Annotated in this window: 17 protein-coding genes and 2 pseudogenes; 6 read left to right on the forward strand and 13 right to left on the reverse strand. The window is 71.1% G+C overall.

What is annotated here, in order from left to right:
- Nucleotides 1-93: 93 nt before the first annotated feature.
- A pseudogene (locus tag GLX30_RS02580) lies at nucleotides 94-1,193 on the reverse strand (NAD(P)/FAD-dependent oxidoreductase).
- Between GLX30_RS02580 and GLX30_RS34920 the strand changes: the two are divergent.
- Nucleotides 1,134-1,364 carry a hypothetical protein gene (locus tag GLX30_RS34920; protein WP_244258539.1) on the forward strand — a complete coding sequence of 77 codons (231 nt, stop codon included), beginning with the start codon at nucleotides 1,134-1,136 and terminating at the stop codon, nucleotides 1,362-1,364. The pseudogene GLX30_RS02580 and the gene GLX30_RS34920 sit on opposite strands and share 60 nt — an antisense overlap.
- Nucleotides 1,365-1,543: 179 nt before the next feature.
- Here GLX30_RS34920 and GLX30_RS02585 read toward each other — a convergent pair whose 3' ends face one another.
- From GLX30_RS02585 to GLX30_RS02605, 5 genes are all read right to left on the reverse strand, one after another.
- Nucleotides 1,544-2,275 (reverse strand): peptidoglycan recognition protein, encoded by a 732-nt coding sequence (locus GLX30_RS02585; RefSeq protein ID WP_159683010.1) that lies wholly within the window; start codon nucleotides 2,273-2,275, stop codon nucleotides 1,544-1,546.
- A gap of 305 nt (nucleotides 2,276-2,580) precedes the next feature.
- On the reverse strand, nucleotides 2,581-2,955 hold the full coding sequence (locus GLX30_RS02590; RefSeq protein ID WP_167306782.1) for a peptidase inhibitor family I36 protein: 375 nt from the start codon (nucleotides 2,953-2,955) through the stop codon (nucleotides 2,581-2,583).
- A gap of 73 nt (nucleotides 2,956-3,028) precedes the next feature.
- Nucleotides 3,029-4,204, reverse strand: a complete 1,176-nt coding sequence (locus GLX30_RS02595) for a hypothetical protein (RefSeq protein ID WP_347879682.1) — start codon at nucleotides 4,202-4,204, stop codon at nucleotides 3,029-3,031.
- A gap of 241 nt (nucleotides 4,205-4,445) precedes the next feature.
- Nucleotides 4,446-4,958, reverse strand: coding sequence for a hypothetical protein (locus tag GLX30_RS02600; RefSeq protein ID WP_159683013.1), 513 nt, complete (start codon nucleotides 4,956-4,958; stop codon nucleotides 4,446-4,448).
- 420 nt (nucleotides 4,959-5,378) lie between these two features.
- Nucleotides 5,379-6,320: a LysR family transcriptional regulator gene (locus GLX30_RS02605; protein ID WP_167306783.1), complete on the reverse strand. Its 942-nt coding sequence runs from the start codon at nucleotides 6,318-6,320 to the stop codon at nucleotides 5,379-5,381.
- Between the two features lie 783 nt (nucleotides 6,321-7,103).
- Here GLX30_RS02605 and GLX30_RS02610 point away from each other — a divergent pair.
- On the forward strand, nucleotides 7,104-8,117 hold the full coding sequence (locus GLX30_RS02610; RefSeq protein ID WP_244257970.1) for a helix-turn-helix domain-containing protein: 1,014 nt from the start codon (nucleotides 7,104-7,106) through the stop codon (nucleotides 8,115-8,117).
- A 53-nt stretch (nucleotides 8,118-8,170) separates the two neighbouring features.
- Here the strand turns inward: GLX30_RS02610 and GLX30_RS02615 are convergent, their stop codons facing one another.
- Nucleotides 8,171-9,289 carry a PP2C family protein-serine/threonine phosphatase gene (locus GLX30_RS02615; RefSeq protein ID WP_159683019.1) on the reverse strand — a complete coding sequence of 373 codons (1,119 nt, stop codon included), beginning with the start codon at nucleotides 9,287-9,289 and terminating at the stop codon, nucleotides 8,171-8,173.
- A gap of 283 nt (nucleotides 9,290-9,572) precedes the next feature.
- Between GLX30_RS02615 and GLX30_RS02620 the strand changes: the two genes are divergently transcribed.
- The gene (locus GLX30_RS02620) at nucleotides 9,573-10,808 is read left to right on the forward strand and encodes a hypothetical protein (protein ID WP_159683022.1); all 1,236 of its coding nucleotides are present in this window, start codon (nucleotides 9,573-9,575) and stop codon (nucleotides 10,806-10,808) included.
- Nucleotides 10,809-10,902: 94 nt separating this feature from the next.
- Here the strand turns inward: GLX30_RS02620 and GLX30_RS02625 are convergent, their stop codons facing one another.
- The 5 genes and pseudogenes from GLX30_RS02625 to GLX30_RS02645 all read right to left on the reverse strand — a co-directional run bounded on the left by GLX30_RS02625 (nucleotide 10,903) and on the right by GLX30_RS02645 (nucleotide 15,912).
- On the reverse strand, nucleotides 10,903-11,997 hold the full coding sequence (locus GLX30_RS02625) for a magnesium and cobalt transport protein CorA (RefSeq protein ID WP_208545342.1): 1,095 nt from the start codon (nucleotides 11,995-11,997) through the stop codon (nucleotides 10,903-10,905).
- 117 nt (nucleotides 11,998-12,114) lie between these two features.
- Nucleotides 12,115-12,660: a TetR family transcriptional regulator gene (locus GLX30_RS02630; RefSeq protein WP_159683025.1), complete on the reverse strand. Its 546-nt coding sequence runs from the start codon at nucleotides 12,658-12,660 to the stop codon at nucleotides 12,115-12,117.
- A 12-nt stretch (nucleotides 12,661-12,672) separates the two neighbouring features.
- Nucleotides 12,673-13,254, reverse strand: a complete 582-nt coding sequence (locus tag GLX30_RS02635) for a sugar O-acetyltransferase (RefSeq protein WP_159683028.1) — start codon at nucleotides 13,252-13,254, stop codon at nucleotides 12,673-12,675.
- Between the two features lie 150 nt (nucleotides 13,255-13,404).
- Nucleotides 13,405-13,904: pseudogene (locus GLX30_RS02640) on the reverse strand (DUF5709 domain-containing protein).
- 1,033 nt (nucleotides 13,905-14,937) lie between these two features.
- Nucleotides 14,938-15,912, reverse strand: a complete 975-nt coding sequence (locus GLX30_RS02645) for a cytochrome c oxidase subunit II (RefSeq protein WP_159683031.1) — start codon at nucleotides 15,910-15,912, stop codon at nucleotides 14,938-14,940.
- A 104-nt stretch (nucleotides 15,913-16,016) separates the two neighbouring features.
- Between GLX30_RS02645 and GLX30_RS02650 the strand changes: the two genes are divergently transcribed.
- Both GLX30_RS02650 and GLX30_RS02655 read left to right on the forward strand, forming a co-directional pair.
- Entirely contained in the window at nucleotides 16,017-16,283 is a 267-nt protein-coding gene (locus tag GLX30_RS02650) for a hypothetical protein (RefSeq protein WP_159683034.1), read from the forward strand.
- A gap of 155 nt (nucleotides 16,284-16,438) precedes the next feature.
- Nucleotides 16,439-17,476, forward strand: coding sequence for a DNA topoisomerase IB (locus GLX30_RS02655; protein ID WP_159683037.1), 1,038 nt, complete (start codon nucleotides 16,439-16,441; stop codon nucleotides 17,474-17,476).
- A 120-nt stretch (nucleotides 17,477-17,596) separates the two neighbouring features.
- Here GLX30_RS02655 and GLX30_RS02660 read toward each other — a convergent pair whose 3' ends face one another.
- Nucleotides 17,597-18,592, reverse strand: coding sequence for an aldo/keto reductase (locus GLX30_RS02660; protein ID WP_159683040.1), 996 nt, complete (start codon nucleotides 18,590-18,592; stop codon nucleotides 17,597-17,599).
- Between the two features lie 129 nt (nucleotides 18,593-18,721).
- Here GLX30_RS02660 and GLX30_RS02665 point away from each other — a divergent pair, with 129 nt between their 5' ends.
- Nucleotides 18,722-19,582, forward strand: coding sequence for a helix-turn-helix transcriptional regulator (locus GLX30_RS02665; RefSeq protein WP_159683043.1), 861 nt, complete (start codon nucleotides 18,722-18,724; stop codon nucleotides 19,580-19,582).
- Nucleotides 19,583-19,672: the final 90 nt, after the last annotated feature.

The raw sequence follows: 19,672 nt of genomic DNA on the forward strand, positions 1-19,672 counted from the left end.
TGATGTCCGGGCCGGCCGACACCGGCCGGCCCGGGCATTCGCGGCTCCCGCCCCGGACTTGCGCGGATCAGGCGTCGGTCGGGGCCCTCATGGTCACCCGCGTGCCGGGTCGGGGAAGGACCTGTCGCCGAAGAGGACCCGGCCGGCCGCGGCCCGGCCGAACGGTGTGCGCAGCAGTGTGAACGCCGCCGCTGCGGCAGTCGGCGTCCGCACCTGGGCAAGTCCCCTGCGCAGCATGAGCCGTCCACGGAAGTGGGGGCGCAGAGCGGCTCCGTCGTAATTGCTCATCGCGTCCGGCCTCCCGGCCCGCAGCGCGTCGTCGAGGACCTCGGCCGCCTGCTCGGACTGCCGAAGGCAGGGGTCCAGGCCGCCGGCGGTGAGGGGAGAGACCGCGCCTGCCGCGTCCCCCACGAGAAGCCCGTCGGGGCAGCTGATCCGACGCAGCAGGCCGCCGACGGGAATCAGGCCCCCGCGTCGCTCCACCGCCTCCGGACGGTCGACTCCGGCCAGCCCGGGCGCTGATGCGCTGAAGCGCTCCACCGCCCGGCGGAGACCCTCCGGATAGCGGTCGGCATAGCCTGCGACGCCCACATGGGCATGCTGCCCGTCGTTGACGACCCAGGCCAGGTAGCCGGGGGCGAGCGAGGGGTCGAGCACGCAGTGGAAGGTCGGTGGCTCGTCGCTCCCGGGCAGTTCGAAGACCTCCTCCGCGCCGACCAGCAGGTGGTTGTTGCGGTCGAGGCCGAGGTCGCGGGCGACTCTCGAGCGCGCGCCGTCGGCGCCGACGACGAACCGCGCGCGGACGGTCGTCGGCCCGTCGCGACCGGCCAGGTGGAAGGTGTCACCGTGCCGGCCGGCGTAACGAGTGCTCAGCGCTATCCGTACGCCGGCGGCGGCGGCGGAGGCCGCCGACGCTTCGTAGAGCGGCGCCATGTCGCCCACCCGGTACTCGTCACGGGGACTGACCAGGTCGACGGGGCGGCGGAGGTTCGGGGGTAGAGCACCACGCGTCGGATCGGCGGCCCGAGGCAATCGGGAGGCAGGGGAAAGTCGTCGAGCGTCTTCCGCACGAAGATTCCCGTGGTGCGGATTGCCCCGGCCAGACCGGCTCGCCGTTCCACCAGGAGCACGTCGTGACCCTGACGGGCGAGGAGCGTGGCGGTGTTCAGCCCGGCCAACCCGGCCCCGACCACCAGTACGTCGGCCCCGTCCGTGGCCGGGAGGCGGTACGGGTGGTCGACTGTCGTCATGGTCTGCTCCTCGTGAAGGTCCGTCATCGCTTCGCACTGGTGCGGGTGGACGCCGGCCGGCAGCGCGGCGAGGGCGCAGGCCGGCTGCACACAGCGCGAGCACCGGTCGAATGACGATGGAAATCTATCGAAATTCGATAGGAACGGCAACCGGGGCTGCCGCCGCGGCGGGTGTGCACAGACTCAAGGACTCAGCGCTTCCACCGGTCGGCCCGCCGGCAGGCCCCGCCGGATGCGGTGCAAGGGGTGCAAGGCAGGCGTCCGGCAGCCGGACCGCGGCGTGTTCGAACGGTCTACCGGACCGGCTCCGAGCTCTTCCGCAGCCGGGCCACAGCCTCCCTGATCGCCGGCAACCGCTCGTACAGCACGTCGCCGGGACAGTCGGTGCGGAAGGCGTCGCGATGGCCGGAGATGACGTGGAGTCGGGCCACCTCGCCCTTCTCGTAGGTGCTTTCGTCGTTCGTCGAGACGAGCCGGACCGTGCCGCGGGGGTCGGCCCCCGACCGGAGCTTCCAGGCGGCGACCTTGACGATCCCCGCCTCGAGCGCCGGCGGGACCGTCGTACCGGGTCCGAAGGTGCCGAGCGCCGCGATACCGATGCTGTCGCCGTTGAAGCCCTTGGTGTGCGCCCCTTGTACGGGACGTCCGACGCCGCCGGCCCGGCCTTCGTAGATGGTTCCACAGCGGTCCACCACGAAGTTGTAGCCGATGTCGTCCCAGCCGTCGCTCTCGACGTGGTCCCTCTGCATCTCACGCAGCATGCGTGGAGCTTCGGCGCAGTCGTAGCCGTTCAGATGACCGGTGTGGTGAAGGAAGACCGCGCTCACCGCACCCGTGTAGCTCGCTCGCTCCCTGACCATCCCCTCGTCCGCCCGCCACGCCTTCCGGCTGACGATCGGGGGTCGCGGGACCACGGGACCGACGGTGACGGGCTCGGGCCGGGCGGGCCGGGACGGGGCGTCCCGCAGCACGAGCAGAGCCAGCGCCACGACCCCGGCACCCAGAACGATCCGACGGGACCACATGGGACCACCCTGCGCCCCGGGCACCCACTCGCACAGGTGAGCAAGCCATTCGGGTGAACGCGGCTGAGTTCAGGACGTTCTCTGGACGGACGGTCCCGCCGACACCGACCGCGCAGGCCGGTGTCGGCGTGGACGACGGAGGCCGACGCCCGGGCCCGCGCCGACATCGCGAGGGCGGTGGACGCCGGCCGGGCCGTCGCCGGGGCAGGACCTGGCGACGCGTCAGCCGGGCGGCCGGTTCCCGGCGAGCCGCGGTCGCGGCCTGAGGACCGATCGCGAGGATCTGACGGTGGTGCCGAGATCGCTCAGCACTCCCCCCGCCACTTCACCGTCCCGATCGTGGCGTAGATGATGTTGGCCTTGTACTGTCCCGGGCCGGGGTTGTAGTGCAGGCAGATATGGCGGACCGAGGTCGTGTAGCCGTAGCTCAGGTCGATGTGATCAGCGCCGGGGAACACGTAGCCGTTGTTGAACACGGAACCGACGCTGTGGATCTCGCCCGACCAGTCACCGGCCGTCTTCATCAGCAGTGTTCCGCCCTGGTCCGGCTCGGAGTAGGCACAGAAGTACCCCTTCGGGCAGCCTGGCGGGTCGGATTCGGCGTTGGCCGGCGCAGCGATGATCATCACCCCCGCGAGGGCGGCGACTCCGGCCAGGGCGCTCAGAACATGCTTACGCACAGTGGTTGCCTTTCTTGTCGACCCATGAAGGTTCAGCAGACGGGCACGCCGGGCAGTTCGTTGTCCGGCGAGCTCATGTAGATGCTGGTGACGTAGCCGTCGTACAGGGGCAGGTACGCCCACCAGTCGTTCGTGTAGGGCGGCACGGTGACCTTCTGTCCCTGTTTCTGGCAGCCGACCAGCACTTCCGCCCCGCGGGGAGCGTGGTGAGTGCGGTCGAAGCGGTGGTCGTGCCGGTACGGACCTGGACCTGCGAGCCCCAGGTGCCGAACCACGCACCGGCCCGGGGCTGGGCGCCGGGCACGTCCAGCGAACGAACGAGCCGGTCGGTACCGGTGTACGCGGCGCCGAAAGAGGTGCCCTGCGGGTGCAGGGTGAATGCGGCCACGATCGAACGGTCGTCGGTTCCGACGGTGCCGGTGCTGTGGAGTGCCGGTCGCGAGAGGTCGATGGCGGCGGCCCGGCCGGTCGCCGGCTTCCCCGCCGTCGCGGCTCCGGGCGAGGGCATGGCCGTCGCCGGGGACGTGGCCCTGGCGGTCGTCGCGGTCGTGTTGGTGCAGTCGCTCTCGGGACCGAACCCGGACCAGCCCTGCTTCACCGCCCACGGCCGCTCGAACGACGCCGGGATGCCGAAGCGCTGGTCGAAGCCGTCCGTGCCGCAGCGTGTCGACGCACGCAGGTTGCCCATGACGATGTCGCGGAGGGTGGCCGGAGCGCGCTCCAGGACCCAGCGGTACATCTGCACGGTGTCGGCCGCGGACAGGGCCGTGTAACCCCAGTGTCCGGGGTAGCCGGGGGGTGGGCCCGCCGTGTCGACCAGTCCCAGACGGGAGCTCATCCGGTCGATGATCGAGGAACCGCCGTTCTGCGTCCAGTAGTGTCCGGCGGCGGTGTCGTTGCTGGCGCGCAGCATTGAATCGAGCCGCGACCGGTCGTCCGCCGGCAGGCTGTAGGCGGGGCCGCGGTTCCACAGGTGGTCGAGCGCGATGAGCACTTTGACGACCGAGGCGGCTCGGAACGGTGCGTGCGCGTTGTGCTGTTCGGTGAAAGTCCCGGTGTGGCGGTCGTAGACGGCGATGCCCGCGCTCACGCCGGGCGGTATCTCCGCCGAGGCCGTCTGTGGGGTCGCCTGCGCGGCCGCCTGCGGCGCCGCGGCGCGCGCGGTTGCTGCGGCCATGGCGAGTAGCGCCGCCGCGAGGACGAGCCGTCCCACGGCACGAGCGAATCCGCCGCCCATTGTCGTGTGCATCAAGGATCTCCTGGTCGTGTGGCGAGCAGGGTGCGCCGGTGACAGCCGGTCCTGCCTCGAAGCATGCCTTTCGTCGCCGTCCCGGGCCTCACGGCGGCTGCCGGAGCACGTGCACGGGTTCGGCGCTTCGCAGGAGGTACGGGGCCGGCGGTTCCGTTCCTTCGTCGAGGCGGGGCAGACGTGCCCCCGTGGCCGGCCCCGGCCTCCACGGCCGGGGCCGACGCCGCCCGGTGGCCCGGTGTCAGCAGTTACGGATGGACCAGACGGGCGTCCAGTCCTGGGTCCCGACCTGCGGAGGGGTGAAGGCCCGGAGCACGTTTCCGCTCTGCCCGTAGAAGTACGAAGTGACCCCGCCGGTCTGCTTGTTCAGGTAGTAGCCGTTGCCGTGCCAGTTGGACAGGTAGTACCTGTTGCAGTGATAGAGGAAGAAGATCTTCCACTCGGACACGGTGGGATCCCAGACCTCGACGCAGAGATTCCCCGGGTCGCAGTCGAAGAGTTCGCCGTCCGCCCGGTGAATGAAGTGGGCGGCGGGCGAGATGGTCGGCGACACGGCGGCCTCGGCGCGGGCCTGGGTCTGGGTCTGGGTCGACAGTGTCCCGGTGTCGTGCGGGGCGGGCGGCGCGACCCGCACATCGCCGCTCACGCCGTTGCCCGGGGCGGTCACCGCCTGAGCCGATCCAGTGAAGACAACGGCCATCAGTATCAAGGCCAGGACACCGACGATGCCGAGGAACGAGCGCTTGGAGCGCATGGACTGAACCTCCTGTCAGGCGACGCCGCAGCGGCACCGGCCTCCGTCGACATCTGTCGGGACCCGGCGGCAGCCGTCGCGCCGTCGCACATACCGGACGCGGGACGGTGGCACCGTTCGCGCGGTGCCCTGACCCGCGGTCGTGATGCTTCCTGATCCGCGTCTGCCGGGAGAAGCCCTTTCGGTCCTGCCCGAAGAGCCTGGTACGCGCCCCTCCGGCATGGTCCTCTGTGTGACGGCAACCACTTGAGGGTCATGTTCGCCGACAACGGCGTCTACGCCCAGGACTGGGCGCCTGTCTGGTCCCTCCGCAACTGCTAGTGGCCGGGGGCAGGTCCCGGTGATGTGTGCACGGGACCTGCCCGTCGTAAACGAGCCCCCGCACGAGGGTTCCCGACGTCCGAGGACGGTCGGCCCGGTTCAGAGGGACGGCACACGTTCCCAGCCGGGCGACGCCATGACGGCGGCCGCGGCCTCCCGCATCGCCTCTACGCCCGGGCGGAGGCGGCGCTGGGCCGGCCAGCCGAGGGCCGACACGGACGGGGACAGGTCCACCACGTCGACATAACGCACCCCCGGGCGCGGGAAGAAGTCCCGGGCCGCCGCGGGCAGGAAGCACATCCCCTCGCCCCGGGCCACGGACAGGAGCAGCCCCTCCATGTCGGAGACGACGGGGCCGTAGCGCACCCGGGTGCCGTCCGGGCGAGGGTCCACCGCCCAGAAGTCCCACCACACCCGGGGGACTTCCGGTGGGACGTCAACGAAGACCCGGTCGGTGAGGTCGGCGAGGCAGATCTCGGACCGGTCCGCCAGAGGGTCGCCGGCCGCCAGAGTCGCGACACGGGGCTCGGTCGCCAGTTCCAGCAGTTCGATGGCCGGTGGCACAGGAGGCCGGAGGAAGGCCACATCGATGTCGCCGGAGAGCAACTGGGCCAGATGCTCGGTGAAGTTGAGGCTGCGTACCTCGACGGTGATCCCGGGGTGGAGGGCGCCGAGCCGCTCCAGGATGGCGCTGGTGTAGGGCATCGCCGCCTCCGCGCCGATGGTCCCGACGACCACGTGCCCGGTGAGGGTACGGGCCCACTGGCCGGCCCGGACGCGCAGCAGACCCATCGCCTCCACCGTGGCGCGCGCCTCCGCCGTCAGAGCACTGCCCGCCTCGGTGAGACGGACCGTGCGGCTGTCCCTGGCGAACAGCAGGACGCCCAGCCGCCGCTCCAGATCCTGGATCTGGCGGCTCAGCGCCGACTGGGTCATGAACAGCCGCGCCGCCGCCCTGCCGAAGTGCAACTCCTCGCTCAGCGCCAGGAAAAGACGCAGCTGATGGATGCTCGGCTCCGCTGATCCCACCGACTCGGGCACGGCAGACGTCCTCCACCTGCGGCCATAGCGGCCTCTGCATCGATCACGCCCATTTTCTCATCGCCGGCTCCCTGGCAGACGTGATTGCGCCGTGTGACGCTGTGTGTGCCGCTCCGCCGACCCGGGCCGACCACCGGGACGGGCAGGGGACGGCCACACACGCGCTTCACGGGAAATGGGGGAAGGGTGAACCAAGCGCGCCCGCGTTCTGCCGTGGGCCGTGCGCCGGCCTGTCGTGCGCTGCCCGACGGCCGCCTATCGAACGACGGCCTCTCCGTCACCGCGTCGGTCCTCGGCCGTAACAGCACGCCGGCCGGGCCGCTTTGATGCCGTCGGGCCCGTAACGGCGGACGCCGCAAGGTACCGCCCGCCGCCTCGCGCACCGACCGCCGCCCGCGAAGTGGGGTTCGACGCCAGGAGACGACACCTCACCACGGTGACGGCTGGCAGGCCCCCGGCACGGCCGGGGCCGGGGCGACGGCCACCGCTTTTCCGAACCCCGAACTCCTGCGCTCACGGGCCCCTGCGCTCTTCGGCCCGGCACCGGGGTCAGGGGCCGTCCGGCGAGCCGCAGCGGGCTCCTCGGGCCCTGAAGCACCGAGACAGTGACAGCGACGAGCCGAGCCGGCCGCGGACGGGCGCGTCGCGGCGACCTGCCCGCCCGCGGCCCGGACCGGGACGCAGAGCACGTCCTGGCGGCGGCCGGACCGCGATGCGCGGGCCGGCAGAGAAATGACCGGAAAACGTGTCCGGTACCGACCGACACACACAGGGGGAGACAAGGTGCTGCGCATTCATCTCACGGAGGGGGACCTGGCCCGTGTCCACCTGGCCCGGGAACCGGACCCGGTCTGGGAGACCCTGCTGGGCCTGCACCAGCTGACCGAGCCCCGCCGGGGCCTGCCCGTCTTCGCCCCCTGGCGGCGCAGCGCCCGTGCCAGGCTGGCGGAGCAACACCTGGCGGGACCGGTGAAGATGCTCTCCACCCTGGCCCCCGCCTCGGCGGGCTACTGGCCCGACTTCCTCACTCCTGACGCATCGGCCGACGGCCTGGGAGCCGCGCTCGAGGCCCTGCACGCCACTCCCGGGCAGCAGGTGCGCCAGGAGATGCACCGACTGGCCGGCGCCCACCCGCTCCCCCACTGGGCCCGCGCACTGGCCAATGGTGAGCGGCACCGGATGGAGGAGGTGGCGACGGCGTTCCGTCTCGTGCACCGTGCGATCATCGCGCCAGGCTGGACCGGGGCAGCCATGACCACCGAGGCCGACCGGGCCCTGCGGAGGCGCGTCCTGCGCGACCGCGGCGTCCACGGCCTGCTGGACTCCTTCCGGCCTCTGATGGACTGGCGGCCGCCCGTACTGCACGTGCGCTATCCCGAGGACCGGGACCTGCACCTGGGCGGACGCGGTCTGCGACTGATCCCCTCCCACTTCTGCTGGAACACGCCCATCGCCCTGGCGGACCCCGACCTGCCCCAGGTTCTCGCCTATCCCGTGGCCCATCCCCCGACGTGGGCCCCGGCGGTCACCCGGGACCGCCGTACCAAAGCCCTGGCCGCGCTGCTGGGCCGTACCCGCGCACGCGTACTGGCTGCCCTGGACACCACCGCGACCACGGGAGAGCTCGCCTTACGCCTGCAGATCTCCGCTTCCTCGGCGAGCGAACACATCAGCGCCTTGCGAGAGGCCGACCTCGCGCACAGCCGACGCGCCCGCGCCCAAGTGATCCACACCCTCACCCCGTTGGGCACCGCGCTCCTCCGCGGCGAACTCCCGCCCCACCCGGGGTCCGACTGAAGCCGCGGGCAGCGCGATGTCCGCTCTCCAGGGTTCGGCCGGCGGCCGAGTCGTCAGCGGCGGACGACGAGCACCGCTGCGGTGTCGTCATCGAATCCGTGGCCGCTGTAGCGGACGAGGTCCTCGCGCAGAAGCGTGGTCATCCGGTCGGCGGGTTCCCTGATCCACGCACGCATCCGCTCCTCCAGAGGGTAGAAGGCGCCCGTGTGATCACGGGTCTCGCTCACGCCGTCCGTGAACATCAGGAGCCTGTCCCCTTCCTCGAAGGGCAGTTCCTGGACGTCGTAGTCACCGTTCCCGGGCCCGAGTCCGGAGAGATTGACGGGAAGCGACGGAGACGGCAGGTCGGCCGTCGTCAGGACACCCTGATGCTGGATGAGGGGTGCCGGATGCCCGCAGCTGACGAGCCGGACGACCGGTTCGTCGTCGGGGATCTCGGCGAGCAGCACGGTCGCGAATCGGCCGGCCACGTCGGAGTCCTGGGTCCGCTCCGCGTAGCGGGCCATGCTGAATTCCAGACGCTCGGCCACAGCGGGGAGGTCCGGGGCCGTGTAGGCGGACTCGCGGAACGAGCCGAGGAGGATGGAGGCCGTCTCCAGCGCACCGAGGCCCTTGCCCTGGACGTCACCCAGCATGATCCTCACTGCGCCGCGCACTTCGAGGGCTTTGTAGAAGTCCCCGCCGACATGTGCTCCGGCGACTGACGCCTCGTAGAGAAGGTGGAGATCGACGGATCCCAGGTGTGACGGCATCGGCCGCTGCAGGGCCGTCTGCGCGGCTTCGGCCACGGAGTACACCTGGCGGAGCTCCACCTCCCGGTTCTGCCGGAGACGGCTCGACCAGGCGGCGGCGACCGTCACGGCCAGGAGCACCGTCTCGTTGATCAGCACGCCGGGAACATCCTCCGACCGCAACCCGGCCAGGCCCGCGGAGGCCACCATGGACAGCAGTCCGACTCCTGCGGTGACTCGGCTTCCCCAGGTCACGGCTGCCAGTGCCGGGGCCGCGAAGAGCACACGGTCGAAGGGTTCACGGTCGGGCGTGAGCACATCGGCCACGACGGACAGAGCGATCACGAGGAACGGAAGAAGGCGGCCGACGATGTATCCGGCATCCGCCTTCCACGACAGATCGTCTTGGACAGTGCTGAGGTCACGCATCTGTTCATGCATGGACCGTTCCGCGCGAAAGGCATCTGGGACTACGCCGTTCGATGCGGGCGACGTCACGACGTCACCCGTTCCGGCGGGCGGGAGGAGCGGCCGGCCGCCCGTGCGGATGAACGACACCTTCGCCGCCTGGACCACCCCGGACCGGTCGGCGTCAGCGGCCTCCTGCGCCCCATAAGCGTGCCAACAGCTCACAAATCGGGATTTCGGGCCTCACCCTCCTGTGTTTCCCGCCGGCCGTCCGGACCATACTGGAGCTGCCCGCGACCCCTGACAGAACGACTCCATGCCGAAAACCAGTGCCTCCTCGAACACCGCCCCCGACACGACGTGGCTGGGGCACGGGCGCCACCTCGGGCCGACGCCCGAGCAGGACGTCCGGCGCAACCTCATCGCGCTCAAGACCGCCGGGGTCATCGACGACTTCCTCGACCTCGCTCCTGCCGATGCCGTTGATGCCTACTCAGCCGGTGCGGGCGGCCTGCCCCCCGCACCCGACACCGACGAGAACGCCGCCCCGCCGGATCCCTCCGTACGCCGCCTCTTCGAGGCCCGCTGGCGCGTGGACGGGGATGTGACCGTGCGCGCCCAGCTGACGTGCTTCGACTCCCACGGCAGGCAACGTGAGGACGAGGCGGTCGGATGGGTGCTGGCCGCGAAGGCGGAACGGACCTGGGACCAGCGGTGGCCGTCCCCCGCGACGATGTTCTGGCCCGACAGCGACCGCATCGAGTGGGACCACGACGCCGTCCCCGGTCTGCGGCTGCGGACGACCAATCGGCTGCCGGACGACGACAAGGAGATGCGCCGTCTCCTCAAGGACTGCAGCCGCTCCAGCTGGAACATCCACGTCGTCGTCCACGAGGCGATGACCCCCGACGCGTGCGGCCGCCGGCCTCTCACACCCTTCCTGCCGCCGAGCCTGCGCCATCGGGTGGTGGAGCACCGAGCGTCGCCGGAACAGTTCCAGATCGTCAATTGGGCGATGAGGGACCTACACGTACGGGTGCCTCGGGGCGGGGCGGTGGTCCTGCCCACGGCGTCGGCGGGCCCGGGGTACGACGCGGAACTCTTCGCCGTCCGCAGTGTCTTCCTGGACGGCTCGGAGCCGACGGAACTCGTCGAGAAGGTCACCGCCTTCGCCGAGCTGCCGCGGACCTTGACCGCCGAAGCGGAGCAGGCCCTCGACAGCCTGCGCCACCGCTGGCATCTGCTCACCATGGAGGAGGAGTTGGCCCACACCCGCCGGCTCGTCACCAAGTACGCGGAGGCACTCGAGGCGATGACCAGGTCCCGGGACCTGTACCGGGAAGCGGCCGAACTCGCGCAGGCCGCTCTGGCAGAGACCACCGGCTCCGGCAGCGTGCCGCGTCCGGCCGCCCCTGAGGACCCGGCCGCCAAGCCGGCAGGCGCCCCCCGAAGCGCCCTGATCAAGGCTCTGGGGCGCTTCAAGGACACGTCGCGGCAGCAACCTCAGAAGGAGCGGACCCTTCGCGGCCGGCAAACCGGCCGCGAAGGGTAGAGCGGGAGCACCTGCTGAGCACCGCCGCGCCGCGCTGACCGCGCTGCTGCCGATCACCGGGCGGCCTCGGCCGCCCAGGAACCGGCAGGTGCGGCTACAGCCAGCCGTTGCGGCGGAAGCCCCGGTGGATGACGAAGCAGGCCAGGGTGATGACGGCCAGCGTCAAGGGATACCCGTATCTCCACCGCAGTTCGGGCATGTGGTCGAAGTTCATGCCGTACACGCCGCAGACCATGGTCGGTACGGCGACGATCGCCGCCCAGGCGGTGATCTTGCGCATGTCCTCGTTCTGGGCGACGGTCACTTGCGCGAGGTGTGCCTGAAGGATCGAGTCCAGCAAGGCGTCGTAACCGGCGATCTGCTCGGTCACCCGCGCCTGGTGGTCGGCCACGTCCCGGAAGTACGCCCGTATGTCGGGATCGACCGGCGGCAAGGAGCGGGTGGCGAGCGCTTGGAGGGGCCGGTCCAACGGGGCCACGGCGCGCCTGAGTTCCAGCAGTTCCCGCTTGAGCTGATAGATCCGGCCGGCTTCACCCGGGGCCCGGGCCGCATGCTCGCTGAAGACGGCGGTCTCGACATGGTCGATGTCGTCCTGCACCGCATCGGCGACGGCGAGGAAGTCGTCGACCACATGGTCGGCGACGGCGTGCAGCACCGAGGACGGACCTTTGGCCAGCAGCCCCGGGGTCCTTTCCAGTCCTTCCCGCAGCGGTCCGAGCGATCCGTGACGGCCGTGCCGGATGGTGATGACGAAGTGAGGGCCGGTGAAGACCATGACCTCGCCGGTGTCCACGACCTCGCTGGTGGCGGTGAGCTCTTGGTGTTCGACGTAACGGCAGGTCTTGAAGACCGCGAAGAGTGTGTCGCCGTACGCCTCGAGCTTGGGCCGCTGGTGCGCGTGCACGGCGTCCTCGACGGCCAGCGGGTGAAGCTCGAACAGCTCGGCGACCTTGGCGAACTCCTCCTCCGAAGGTTCGTGCAGACCCAGCCAGACGAAGCCCTGTCCGGACTTGCGGACCCGCTGCATCGCCTCGTCCACCGGGCAGGTACCGGACTGCCGTGCGCCGTCCTCGTACACGACGCAGTTGACCACCGTGTTGCCCAATGGGGAGCGGGACGGGTGGCTCAGGTCCACGGTCCTGCGCTTGGCGCCGCGCACCACACGGCGGAGGTTGCGGATCACCGGCACGGCATGGCTCCTTCGAACGACCGGCGGCCAGTGTGCCACTGGCGGTCGTGCCCGTGGGGACGCGGTGTCAGGGCCGCGTCCCCACAGGCTGCTCTGTGGCCGCTGTCCGGAGGGGGCCTATGCGGTGGTGGTGATGCGCTCGACCGCTTCGCGGGTGAGTGCGCGGTCGTGCGGTGCGCGGTCGAGGGCTCGGTGCAGGGTGAGTCCTTCGAGGAGTGCGTCGAGTTGGCGGGCGGTGTCGGGGTCGAAGTGCCGTTCCAGGAGATGCCGGCTGCGGTGCATCCATGACTGGGTCAGTTCCCGGTACTCCGGGCGTCGGGCGGCGAGGGTGTAGAGCTCGTGGGTGAGGACCAGGTCGCGTTGCGGTCCCTCGGAGAGCATGTGGATGAGGTCGGTGACGGCTTCGCGCGCCTGTGCCGGGCTGTCGACGCGGCCCAGGTGGTGCTCGAAGACGGCGACGAAGTGGTCGGCGAAGCGGGTGAAGGCTTCGCGGAGCAGGTCGTCGATGCCGGTGAAGTGGTAGGTCATCGAGCCGAGGGGTACGCCGGCGCGGGTGGCGATCTTGCGGTGGGACACGCCGGCGATGCCTTCGTCGGCGATGTGGTCGAGGGTGGCGGCGATGATCCGTTCGCGTCGCTGCGGGTCGGTGTGTCCGGTGGCCATGGGTGCCGTGTCTCAGAGGTTGCGGATCGGCCGGGCGGGGCTGCCGACGGCGACGACGTCGGCGGGAATGTCCCTGGTGACCACCGAGCCGGCGCCGATGACGCTGTTGTCACCGATGGTCACGCCGGGGCAGACGATGACGCCTCCACCGAGCCAGACGTTGTCCCCGACGGTGATGGGCAGGGCTGCCTCGAGCTTGTCGCGGCGCGGCTGGGGCTCCAGCGGGTGGGTGGGGGTGAGGAGTTGGACGTTCGGGCCGATCTGGCAGTCCTCGCCGATGGTGATCCGGGCGACGTCCAGCGCGGTCAGGTTGTAGTTCACGAACGTGCGGGCCCCGATGGTGATGTTGCTGCCGTAGTCGATGTACAGCGGCGGGCGCACCTCGACGCCCTCGCCCACGGAGGCGAGCAGTTCTTCCAGGATCGGCCGGGCCTGCGCCGGGTCCTCGAGGTGGGCGGCCTGGTAGCGGGCTGCGAGCCGCATGGCCTGCTGTTGTCTGCGGGCGATCGCCGGATCGTCGGCGACGTAGAGGTCGCCCGCCAGCATGCGCTCCAGGTTGGTCCGCGGGTCGTCAGCAAAGTGGTCCGTCGCCATGCGTACGACCGTACACTCCGGTAGGTACGTTCGTACACTCCTGCTGTGCTTCAGCGTGCCCGGCATGACCGGTCCCCCGGCTTGATCCTGGTGCAGCGCCTGGACACGGCCGACCGTCGCGGCGCCCCACGGCACGGACTTCGGCCGGGTTCACGTCTCCCCCTTGTCCAGGTCCCGTCCCGACCGTTCGAGGTCGTTGTCGCGCACGACATGCATGGCGGCCTCTTCAGCACCGGCCGCGCCCGCGTCGATGCCCACGTCGGAGGCGAAGAGCTCCTTGTCGGTGTCGGGGTGGGCGCCCTCGTCCGGCGCGACGAGCCGTCCCGCCCGTTCGGTCCCTGCCTCGGGATCCATCGGTTCCCCCTCGCCGCCGGGCAGGTCGCCGATGCCGTCCGAATCGTCCTCTCCCCCGTCGGGCAGCTCTTGGGCCAGCCGCTGGTCGAGGGTCTCGCCGTCGTGCTGCTCCGCCGCGGTGGTACCGCTCCTGTCCACCCGAGCGGCCTCTCCGGCGGCGAATATCCCTCGTCGAGCATGTCGTCGTAGCTACGCTCACCCACTGTGTTCTGGAGGTCCAGTGGTGCGGCGTCCTCCTGTTCTTCGTTGCTGCCCACCGGCTGATATACGTCGTCCGCCATGTTGCCGTCGGTCATCATCACCGCCTCCGTTCTCCGCGGGCCGGTCCCGCTCCGTTCGGCGCGCCGCTCCTCCGGGGTCGCGCTGTGTACCCCGACCCACTCGATGTCCTCATGTCTTCCTCTGTAACCCGTCCGGAGGCGCCCGGCGACGTCAGGACCGGGCGCGGGCGGCGCGTCTTCCCGCCCTGGAGGCGGCGTAGGCGGCCTGTCGCAACTTGCCGAGCCTGGCGGTCGGGTGCAGATGCGGCAGGCGGTTCGCACCGGGGTCGTACGAGACGGTTTCCTCGGGCGCAAGGTCGTGGGGCGGCCCTGTGGTGAGCGTGCCCAGAGCGCGCCACGCCTGCCCTGGCTGCGCCGCGCACAGGTGGAACGTGACCGGGGCCGCCAGAAGAGTTCTGCGCAGACCTGCGAGGTCGCCGGGTGCGAAGGGGAGGTCACCACCGGATGTGCGGCCAGCGTGCCCTCCCGGTCGCCGATCCGGTAGGCGAGCAGAGTGGAGTAGGGGCCGGCGAGCGCGTCGCGCCGGGGCCTGGGCAGATGTCTGGTCCGTGGCCCGCTGCCGCTGCTGGTCAGCAGCAGGTCCAGGGGACGATCGGGTCCTCCGGCGTCGTACACGCGCACAGCCAGACCCAGTGCGTCCGGCAGCCGCCCGGGCAGCCCCGCGGCGCGTGACCACCGCAGCCGGACCTGATAGACGCCAGGGTCGTCGAGCCACCGCTCGCCCCAGGGAAGACCGGCCGGTTGGATCTCGAGGACGCCGTTGCAGCTGACACCGAAGGGGTGCAGAGCGGGCGCGCGGCGCCGGCGCGCGATGTCGCGTGCGGCCCGCGCGGCGAGCCTGACGCCGACGGGCAGCTTCGTCCCTGCCTCAGACGTGTGACTGTTCAACGACGATCTGCTCCTGTCGCGAGGGAAGCGGACATCGTCGCGAGTGCCCGTGCCGGGCAGCGTGAACCCTGCGCCGGCCGTCGTACCTGCGGGGCAACCGTGGGCGACCCACCGCCCCCGCTGCGCGCCATAGGCGTGCGGGGGGGGGTGGACCGTGCGCTCACAGCTTGTTGGGCTCCGCGTTCCTGGCCGGGTCGGTCAGCTCGACGCCCGCCGGGATGAATCCCGTCTGCCCCTTCGCGGCAAGGCTCTTCAGGTGCTGCCGGTAGCGCTCCGGGGAGACGATCTTGACGTTGAAGAGCATCCGGGCATGGTCGACGCCGCAGAGCTCGGCGCACTTGCCCCGGTAGGTGCCCTCCCTGCTGGGCGTGACCTCGAAGGCGTTGACGTTGTGACCGGGGAAGACGTCCTGCTTGAACAGGAACGGGACCACCCAGAACGAGTGGATGACGTCACGCGACGAGAGAACGAAGCGGACCTTCTCCCCCTGGGGCAGCCACAGCGTCGGACCGGGGTTGCCGTTCTGCGGATTCCGGTCGCCGGGAACACCGGCGTCGTAGACGCCCTCCGCACCCGCCGGGAAGTCCTTACGGAACCGGTCCGGGACCGTGCCCAGCAGAGGGCTCTCCTGCGCGTCGCCCGTCTCGGGCCTGCCGTCCACGTCCTCGACGTAGTTGAAACCCCAGCTCCACTGGTAGCCCACCACACCGATGGTGTGAGCCGGCTTCTCGGAAAGCTCCAGAAGCTTCGACTCGTCCCGCGCCGTGAAGTAGAAGAACACCGACACGATGATGATCGGAACCACGGTGTACAGCGCCTCGATCGGCATGTTGTACCGGGTCTGCGGCGGGATGTCGACCTTCGTACGGCTGCGCCGGTACCAGATGACGCTCCACAGGATCAGCCCCCAGACCAACGCGCCCGTCGCGAGCGCAGCCGCCCACGAGCCCTGCCAGAGGGAGAGGATCCGCGGCGCCTCCTCCGTCACGGGGGTGGGCATGCCGAGCCGCGGGAAGTCCTCCCAGTTGTACGAGCAACCGGAAGCGGTGCCGAGGATCAGCCCCGCGATGAGGACCTGCGGCAGCTTCCGCCGAAAAGGTCGCCGGGACAGGGAGTCGGAGCCGTAGGCACTCACGGAGCTTCTCCAGAGGGTCGTGCCGGCCGACCGCGGCGGCCGGCGAGCCGGCCGGTCGCCGACCCTCGGGCAGGCAGAGAGGCGGATGTCTTTACGGCCAAGCTATGGGCGTCGCCCAGGAAACGCCGACCAACGCGCCGCCCGATACCCCGAAGGGGTGGAGTGCCGACGGCTCCATGACGAACCGGCCTGCGAGCAGCGTCCCCACGATCCTCATCGTCGACGACCAGGCGACAACCTCCGCGCCGGTACCGCGCGGTGCCGGCGGCCCTGGGTCAGGAATTGGTCACCGTCTCGTCCGGCCGCGAGGCGCCCTCAAAGCGCTGCTCGACCATGACGACTTCGCCGTCGAAAGCGACGAAACCCGGTGAGCCCCCGCGCTCGGGACGGGGCGCGTTTGTGGCCGGCGTATCCGGACAGCAGCGTGGTGTGCAGCAGCGCCCCCTTCGTGAGGAGAGGCGCTGCGGCGAAGTGGAACAGGAGGATCGGCACATACCGACGGCCGATCGCGTCCGAGGAGGCGGCGTTGCGTCTTCACCACAGCCGGCCCACCGACCCCGGCTACACCCGCAAACGCCACGGGCGCGGCTTCCGCTACTTCGACACCGAGGGGCAGCCGCTGCGCGACCCCGCCGAGCTGGCCCGCATCCGCGCGCTCGTCGTCCCACCCGCCTGGAGCGACGTGTGGATCTGCACCCGTCCCAACGGCCACCTCCAGGCCGTCGGCACCGACGCCGCGGGCCGCCGCCAGTACCTGTACCACCCGCAGTTCCGCGCCGAGCAGGAGCAGGCCAAGCACGACCACGTCCTCGACGCCGCCGAGGCACTGCCCGCCGTACGCGAGGCCGTCGAGGGGCACCTCGGCGACCGCGGCCTGAGCCGCAAGCGGGTCCTCGCCACCGCCGTACGCCTCCTCGACCTCGGCTTCTTCCGCATAGGCAGCGACCAGTACACCGAGCTGAACAACAGCTACGGCCTGACCACGCTGCTTCGCGAACACTCCAGTTGCCAGAGCGGCGCCGTCCTCTTCACGTACACCGGCAAACACGGCAAGGAGATCGTCCAGACCGTCGCCGACCCCGCCGCCTGCCGCAGCCTCACCGCGCTGCTGCGCCGCCGCGGCGGTGGCGACCGCCTCCTCGCGTACTGGGAGCGGCCCGACTGGCGCAACGTGAGCAGCGCCGACGTCAACGCGTACCTCCGGGAGATCGCCGGCCTGGAGATCACCGCGAAGGACTTCCGCACCTGGCACGCCACGGTCATGGCCGCCGTCGCGCTCGCCGTCTCACAGTCCGTCGCGCGCAGCGAGACCGCCCGCCGCCGCGCCATCGCACGCGCGGTGCGCGAGGTCTCCGGATACCTCGGCAACACTCCGGCGATCTGCCGCAGCTCCTACATCAATCCGCGAGTGATCGAGCTCTACGAAGAGGGCGTCACCATCGCCGCCACCCTGCCGCGCCTCGGAGACGAGGGCGCGTACGGCATTCCCGCCACCCGGGGGCCCGCCGAGCGGGCCGTCCTGCACATGCTGCGCACGGACAAGCCGCCCGAGGGCCGCGCCTAGGCCCGGTCCGGGACGATCGCCCGGACAGGCCTGGCGCCCGGCTCACGGGATGCGGGACAGAGCCTCCTTGCACAGGCGCTTCCCGGCGCTCCCGTGCCGGGCGCCGCCGGAGAGCGGGAGTCAGTTCCCCACCCCGAGCGCGGACATGAACGCGGACGGATACCGGTCGCCGCGCGCCGCGCCCGGCGGCACCGCCTTCTCGATCTCGGCGAGGTCGTCCGCGGTGAGGGTCAGCTCCATCGCGGGCAGAGCCTCGGCCAGCCGTTCGCGGGTGCGGGCGCCGACCAGCGGCACGATGTCCTCACCCTGTGCGGCCACCCAGGCGATGGCCAGTTGGGCCACGGTGCACCCCTTGGCCTCCGCGACCTGGCGCAGGGCGTCCACGAGGGCGAGGTTGTGTTCCACGTTCCCGTTCGAGAACCGCGGGCTGAATGCACGGAAGTCGTCCGGGCCGGCGGTGCGGCCGGCGGCCCAGTGCCCGGAGATGAGGCCGCGGCTGAGGACGCCGTACGCGGTCAGACCGATGCCGAGCTCCCGCAGCGTGGGCAGGATGTCCGCCTCCACCGCGCGGGAGATCAGCGAATACTCGATCTGCAGGTCGGCGACCGGATGCACGGCGTGCGCCCGGCGGACCGTCGCCGCGTCGACCTCCGAGAGACCGATGTGCCGCACGTACCCGGCGTCGATCATCTCCTTGATCGCCCCCACCGTCTCCTCGATCGGCACCGCCGGGTCCAGCCTGGCGGGACGGTAGATGTCGATGTGGTCGGTGCCCAGCCGGGTCAGGGAGTAGGCCAGGAAGTTCTTCACCGCTTCGGGACGCGCGTCGGCACCGCCGAAGTCGGGGCCCGGTCCGCGCAGCATCCCGAACTTGACGGACAGTCGGTAGCTGTCCCGGTCCCGCCCGCGCAGGGCCTCGGCGAGCAGCAACTCGTTGTGGCCCATGGCGTAGAAGTCGCCGGTGTCGATGAGCGTGACGCCGGCCTCGAGCGAGGCGTGCACGGTGGCGATGTTCTCCGCGCGGTCGGTCGCGCCGTAGGCGTCCGACATGCCCATCGCGCCCAGGCCCAGCGCGGAAACGGCCGGGCCGGTGCTGCCCAGGGTTCGTGTCTGCATCGCGTTTCTCCTTCGTCGTCGAATCCGTCACCCACCTTGCGGGTGCGCCGCGGCGTACGGGAGCGGAGCGTTCATCAGGGGAGAGCCGCTCCCTGGATCGGCTCGCCCGCTGCGCGGGACCATGGAGCCATGCAACGTGACCAGCTCGCCGACTTCCTGCGCCACCGCCGCGAGGGTATCCGCCCGGCCGAGGTCGGCATCCCCGACGGCCCGCGCCGCCGCACCACGGGCCTGCGCCGGGAAGAGGTGGCCATGCTCGCCGGTATGTCGGTGGACTACGTCGTACGCCTTGAGCAGGGCCGCAGCAGTCAGCCCTCGACCCAGCTGCTCGGCGCGCTGGCCCGGGCGTTGCGCCTCTCCGACGACGAGCGCGACCATCTTTTCCACCTGGCCGGCCACCGGCCCCCGCCCGCGGACGGGGTGGCCCGCCTCGCCCGCGCCGGACTGGTGCGCATGCTCGACCTGCTCGGCGACACTCCGGCCCTGGTGCTGTCCGACCTGGGCGAGGTCCTTGCCCAGAACCGAGCAGCCGTCCTGCTCACGGGCGACCACACCGGGTTGTCCGGCGACCGGCGCTACATCGTGCACCGCTGGTTCACCGACCCCGCCGCCCGCGCCGTCCACCCGCCCGAGGAGCACGAGCACCAGGCCCGGCAGCTCGTGGCGGACCTGCGCGCGGCCGCCGGCCGCCGGTCCGGCGACCCCGTGGTCGCGGGGCTCGTCGACCGCTTGCAGGCCGCGAGCGCCGACTTCCGCCGGCTCTGGGCCGAGCACGAGGTGGCCGTCCGGCGCGCCGACCGCAAGACGGTGCTGCACCCGCGGGTGGGCCGCCTGCTGATGGACTGCGAGACCTTGATGACTCCCGACCGGGGTCAGCAGCTGCTGGTGCTCACTCCGGCGGACGCCGAGGCCCGCGAGCGGCTGGATCTGCTGCTGGTACTGGGCGTCGAGGAATTCCCCACGGGGACGACGGGCCCGCCCGCTCGGTGAAGCGGCCGGCCGGAGCACGGCCCGGCAAGGAGTGCCCTCGCAACGTCCTGGGTACCCGGGGAACCGGCGGCGTTGGCGACGAACCCCGGA

Source organism: Streptomyces sp. Tu 2975 (genome assembly GCF_009832925.1).
GTDB lineage: Bacteria > Actinomycetota > Actinomycetes > Streptomycetales > Streptomycetaceae > Streptomyces.

What these genes read in the sequence shown, in the direction of transcription:
- GLX30_RS02585 (WP_159683010.1), bottom strand. Translation starts at nt 2,275, where the DNA reads ATGTGGTCCCGTCGGATCGTTCTGGGTGCCGGGGTCGTGGCGCTGGCT.
- GLX30_RS02595 (WP_347879682.1), bottom strand. Translation starts at nt 4,204, where the DNA reads ATGCACACGACAATGGGCGGCGGATTCGCTCGTGCCGTGGGACGGCTC.
- GLX30_RS02600 (WP_159683013.1), bottom strand. Translation starts at nt 4,958, where the DNA reads ATGCGCTCCAAGCGCTCGTTCCTCGGCATCGTCGGTGTCCTGGCCTTG.
- GLX30_RS02615 (WP_159683019.1), bottom strand. Translation starts at nt 9,289, where the DNA reads ATGCATGAACAGATGCGTGACCTCAGCACTGTCCAAGACGATCTGTCG.
- GLX30_RS02620 (WP_159683022.1), top strand. Translation starts at nt 9,573, where the DNA reads ATGCCGAAAACCAGTGCCTCCTCGAACACCGCCCCCGACACGACGTGG.
- GLX30_RS02630 (WP_159683025.1), bottom strand. Translation starts at nt 12,660, where the DNA reads ATGGCCACCGGACACACCGACCCGCAGCGACGCGAACGGATCATCGCC.
- GLX30_RS02635 (WP_159683028.1), bottom strand. Translation starts at nt 13,254, where the DNA reads ATGGCGACGGACCACTTTGCTGACGACCCGCGGACCAACCTGGAGCGC.
- GLX30_RS02650 (WP_159683034.1), top strand. Translation starts at nt 16,017, where the DNA reads ATGGGCGTCGCCCAGGAAACGCCGACCAACGCGCCGCCCGATACCCCG.
- GLX30_RS02660 (WP_159683040.1), bottom strand. Translation starts at nt 18,592, where the DNA reads ATGCAGACACGAACCCTGGGCAGCACCGGCCCGGCCGTTTCCGCGCTG.
- GLX30_RS02665 (WP_159683043.1), top strand. Translation starts at nt 18,722, where the DNA reads ATGCAACGTGACCAGCTCGCCGACTTCCTGCGCCACCGCCGCGAGGGT.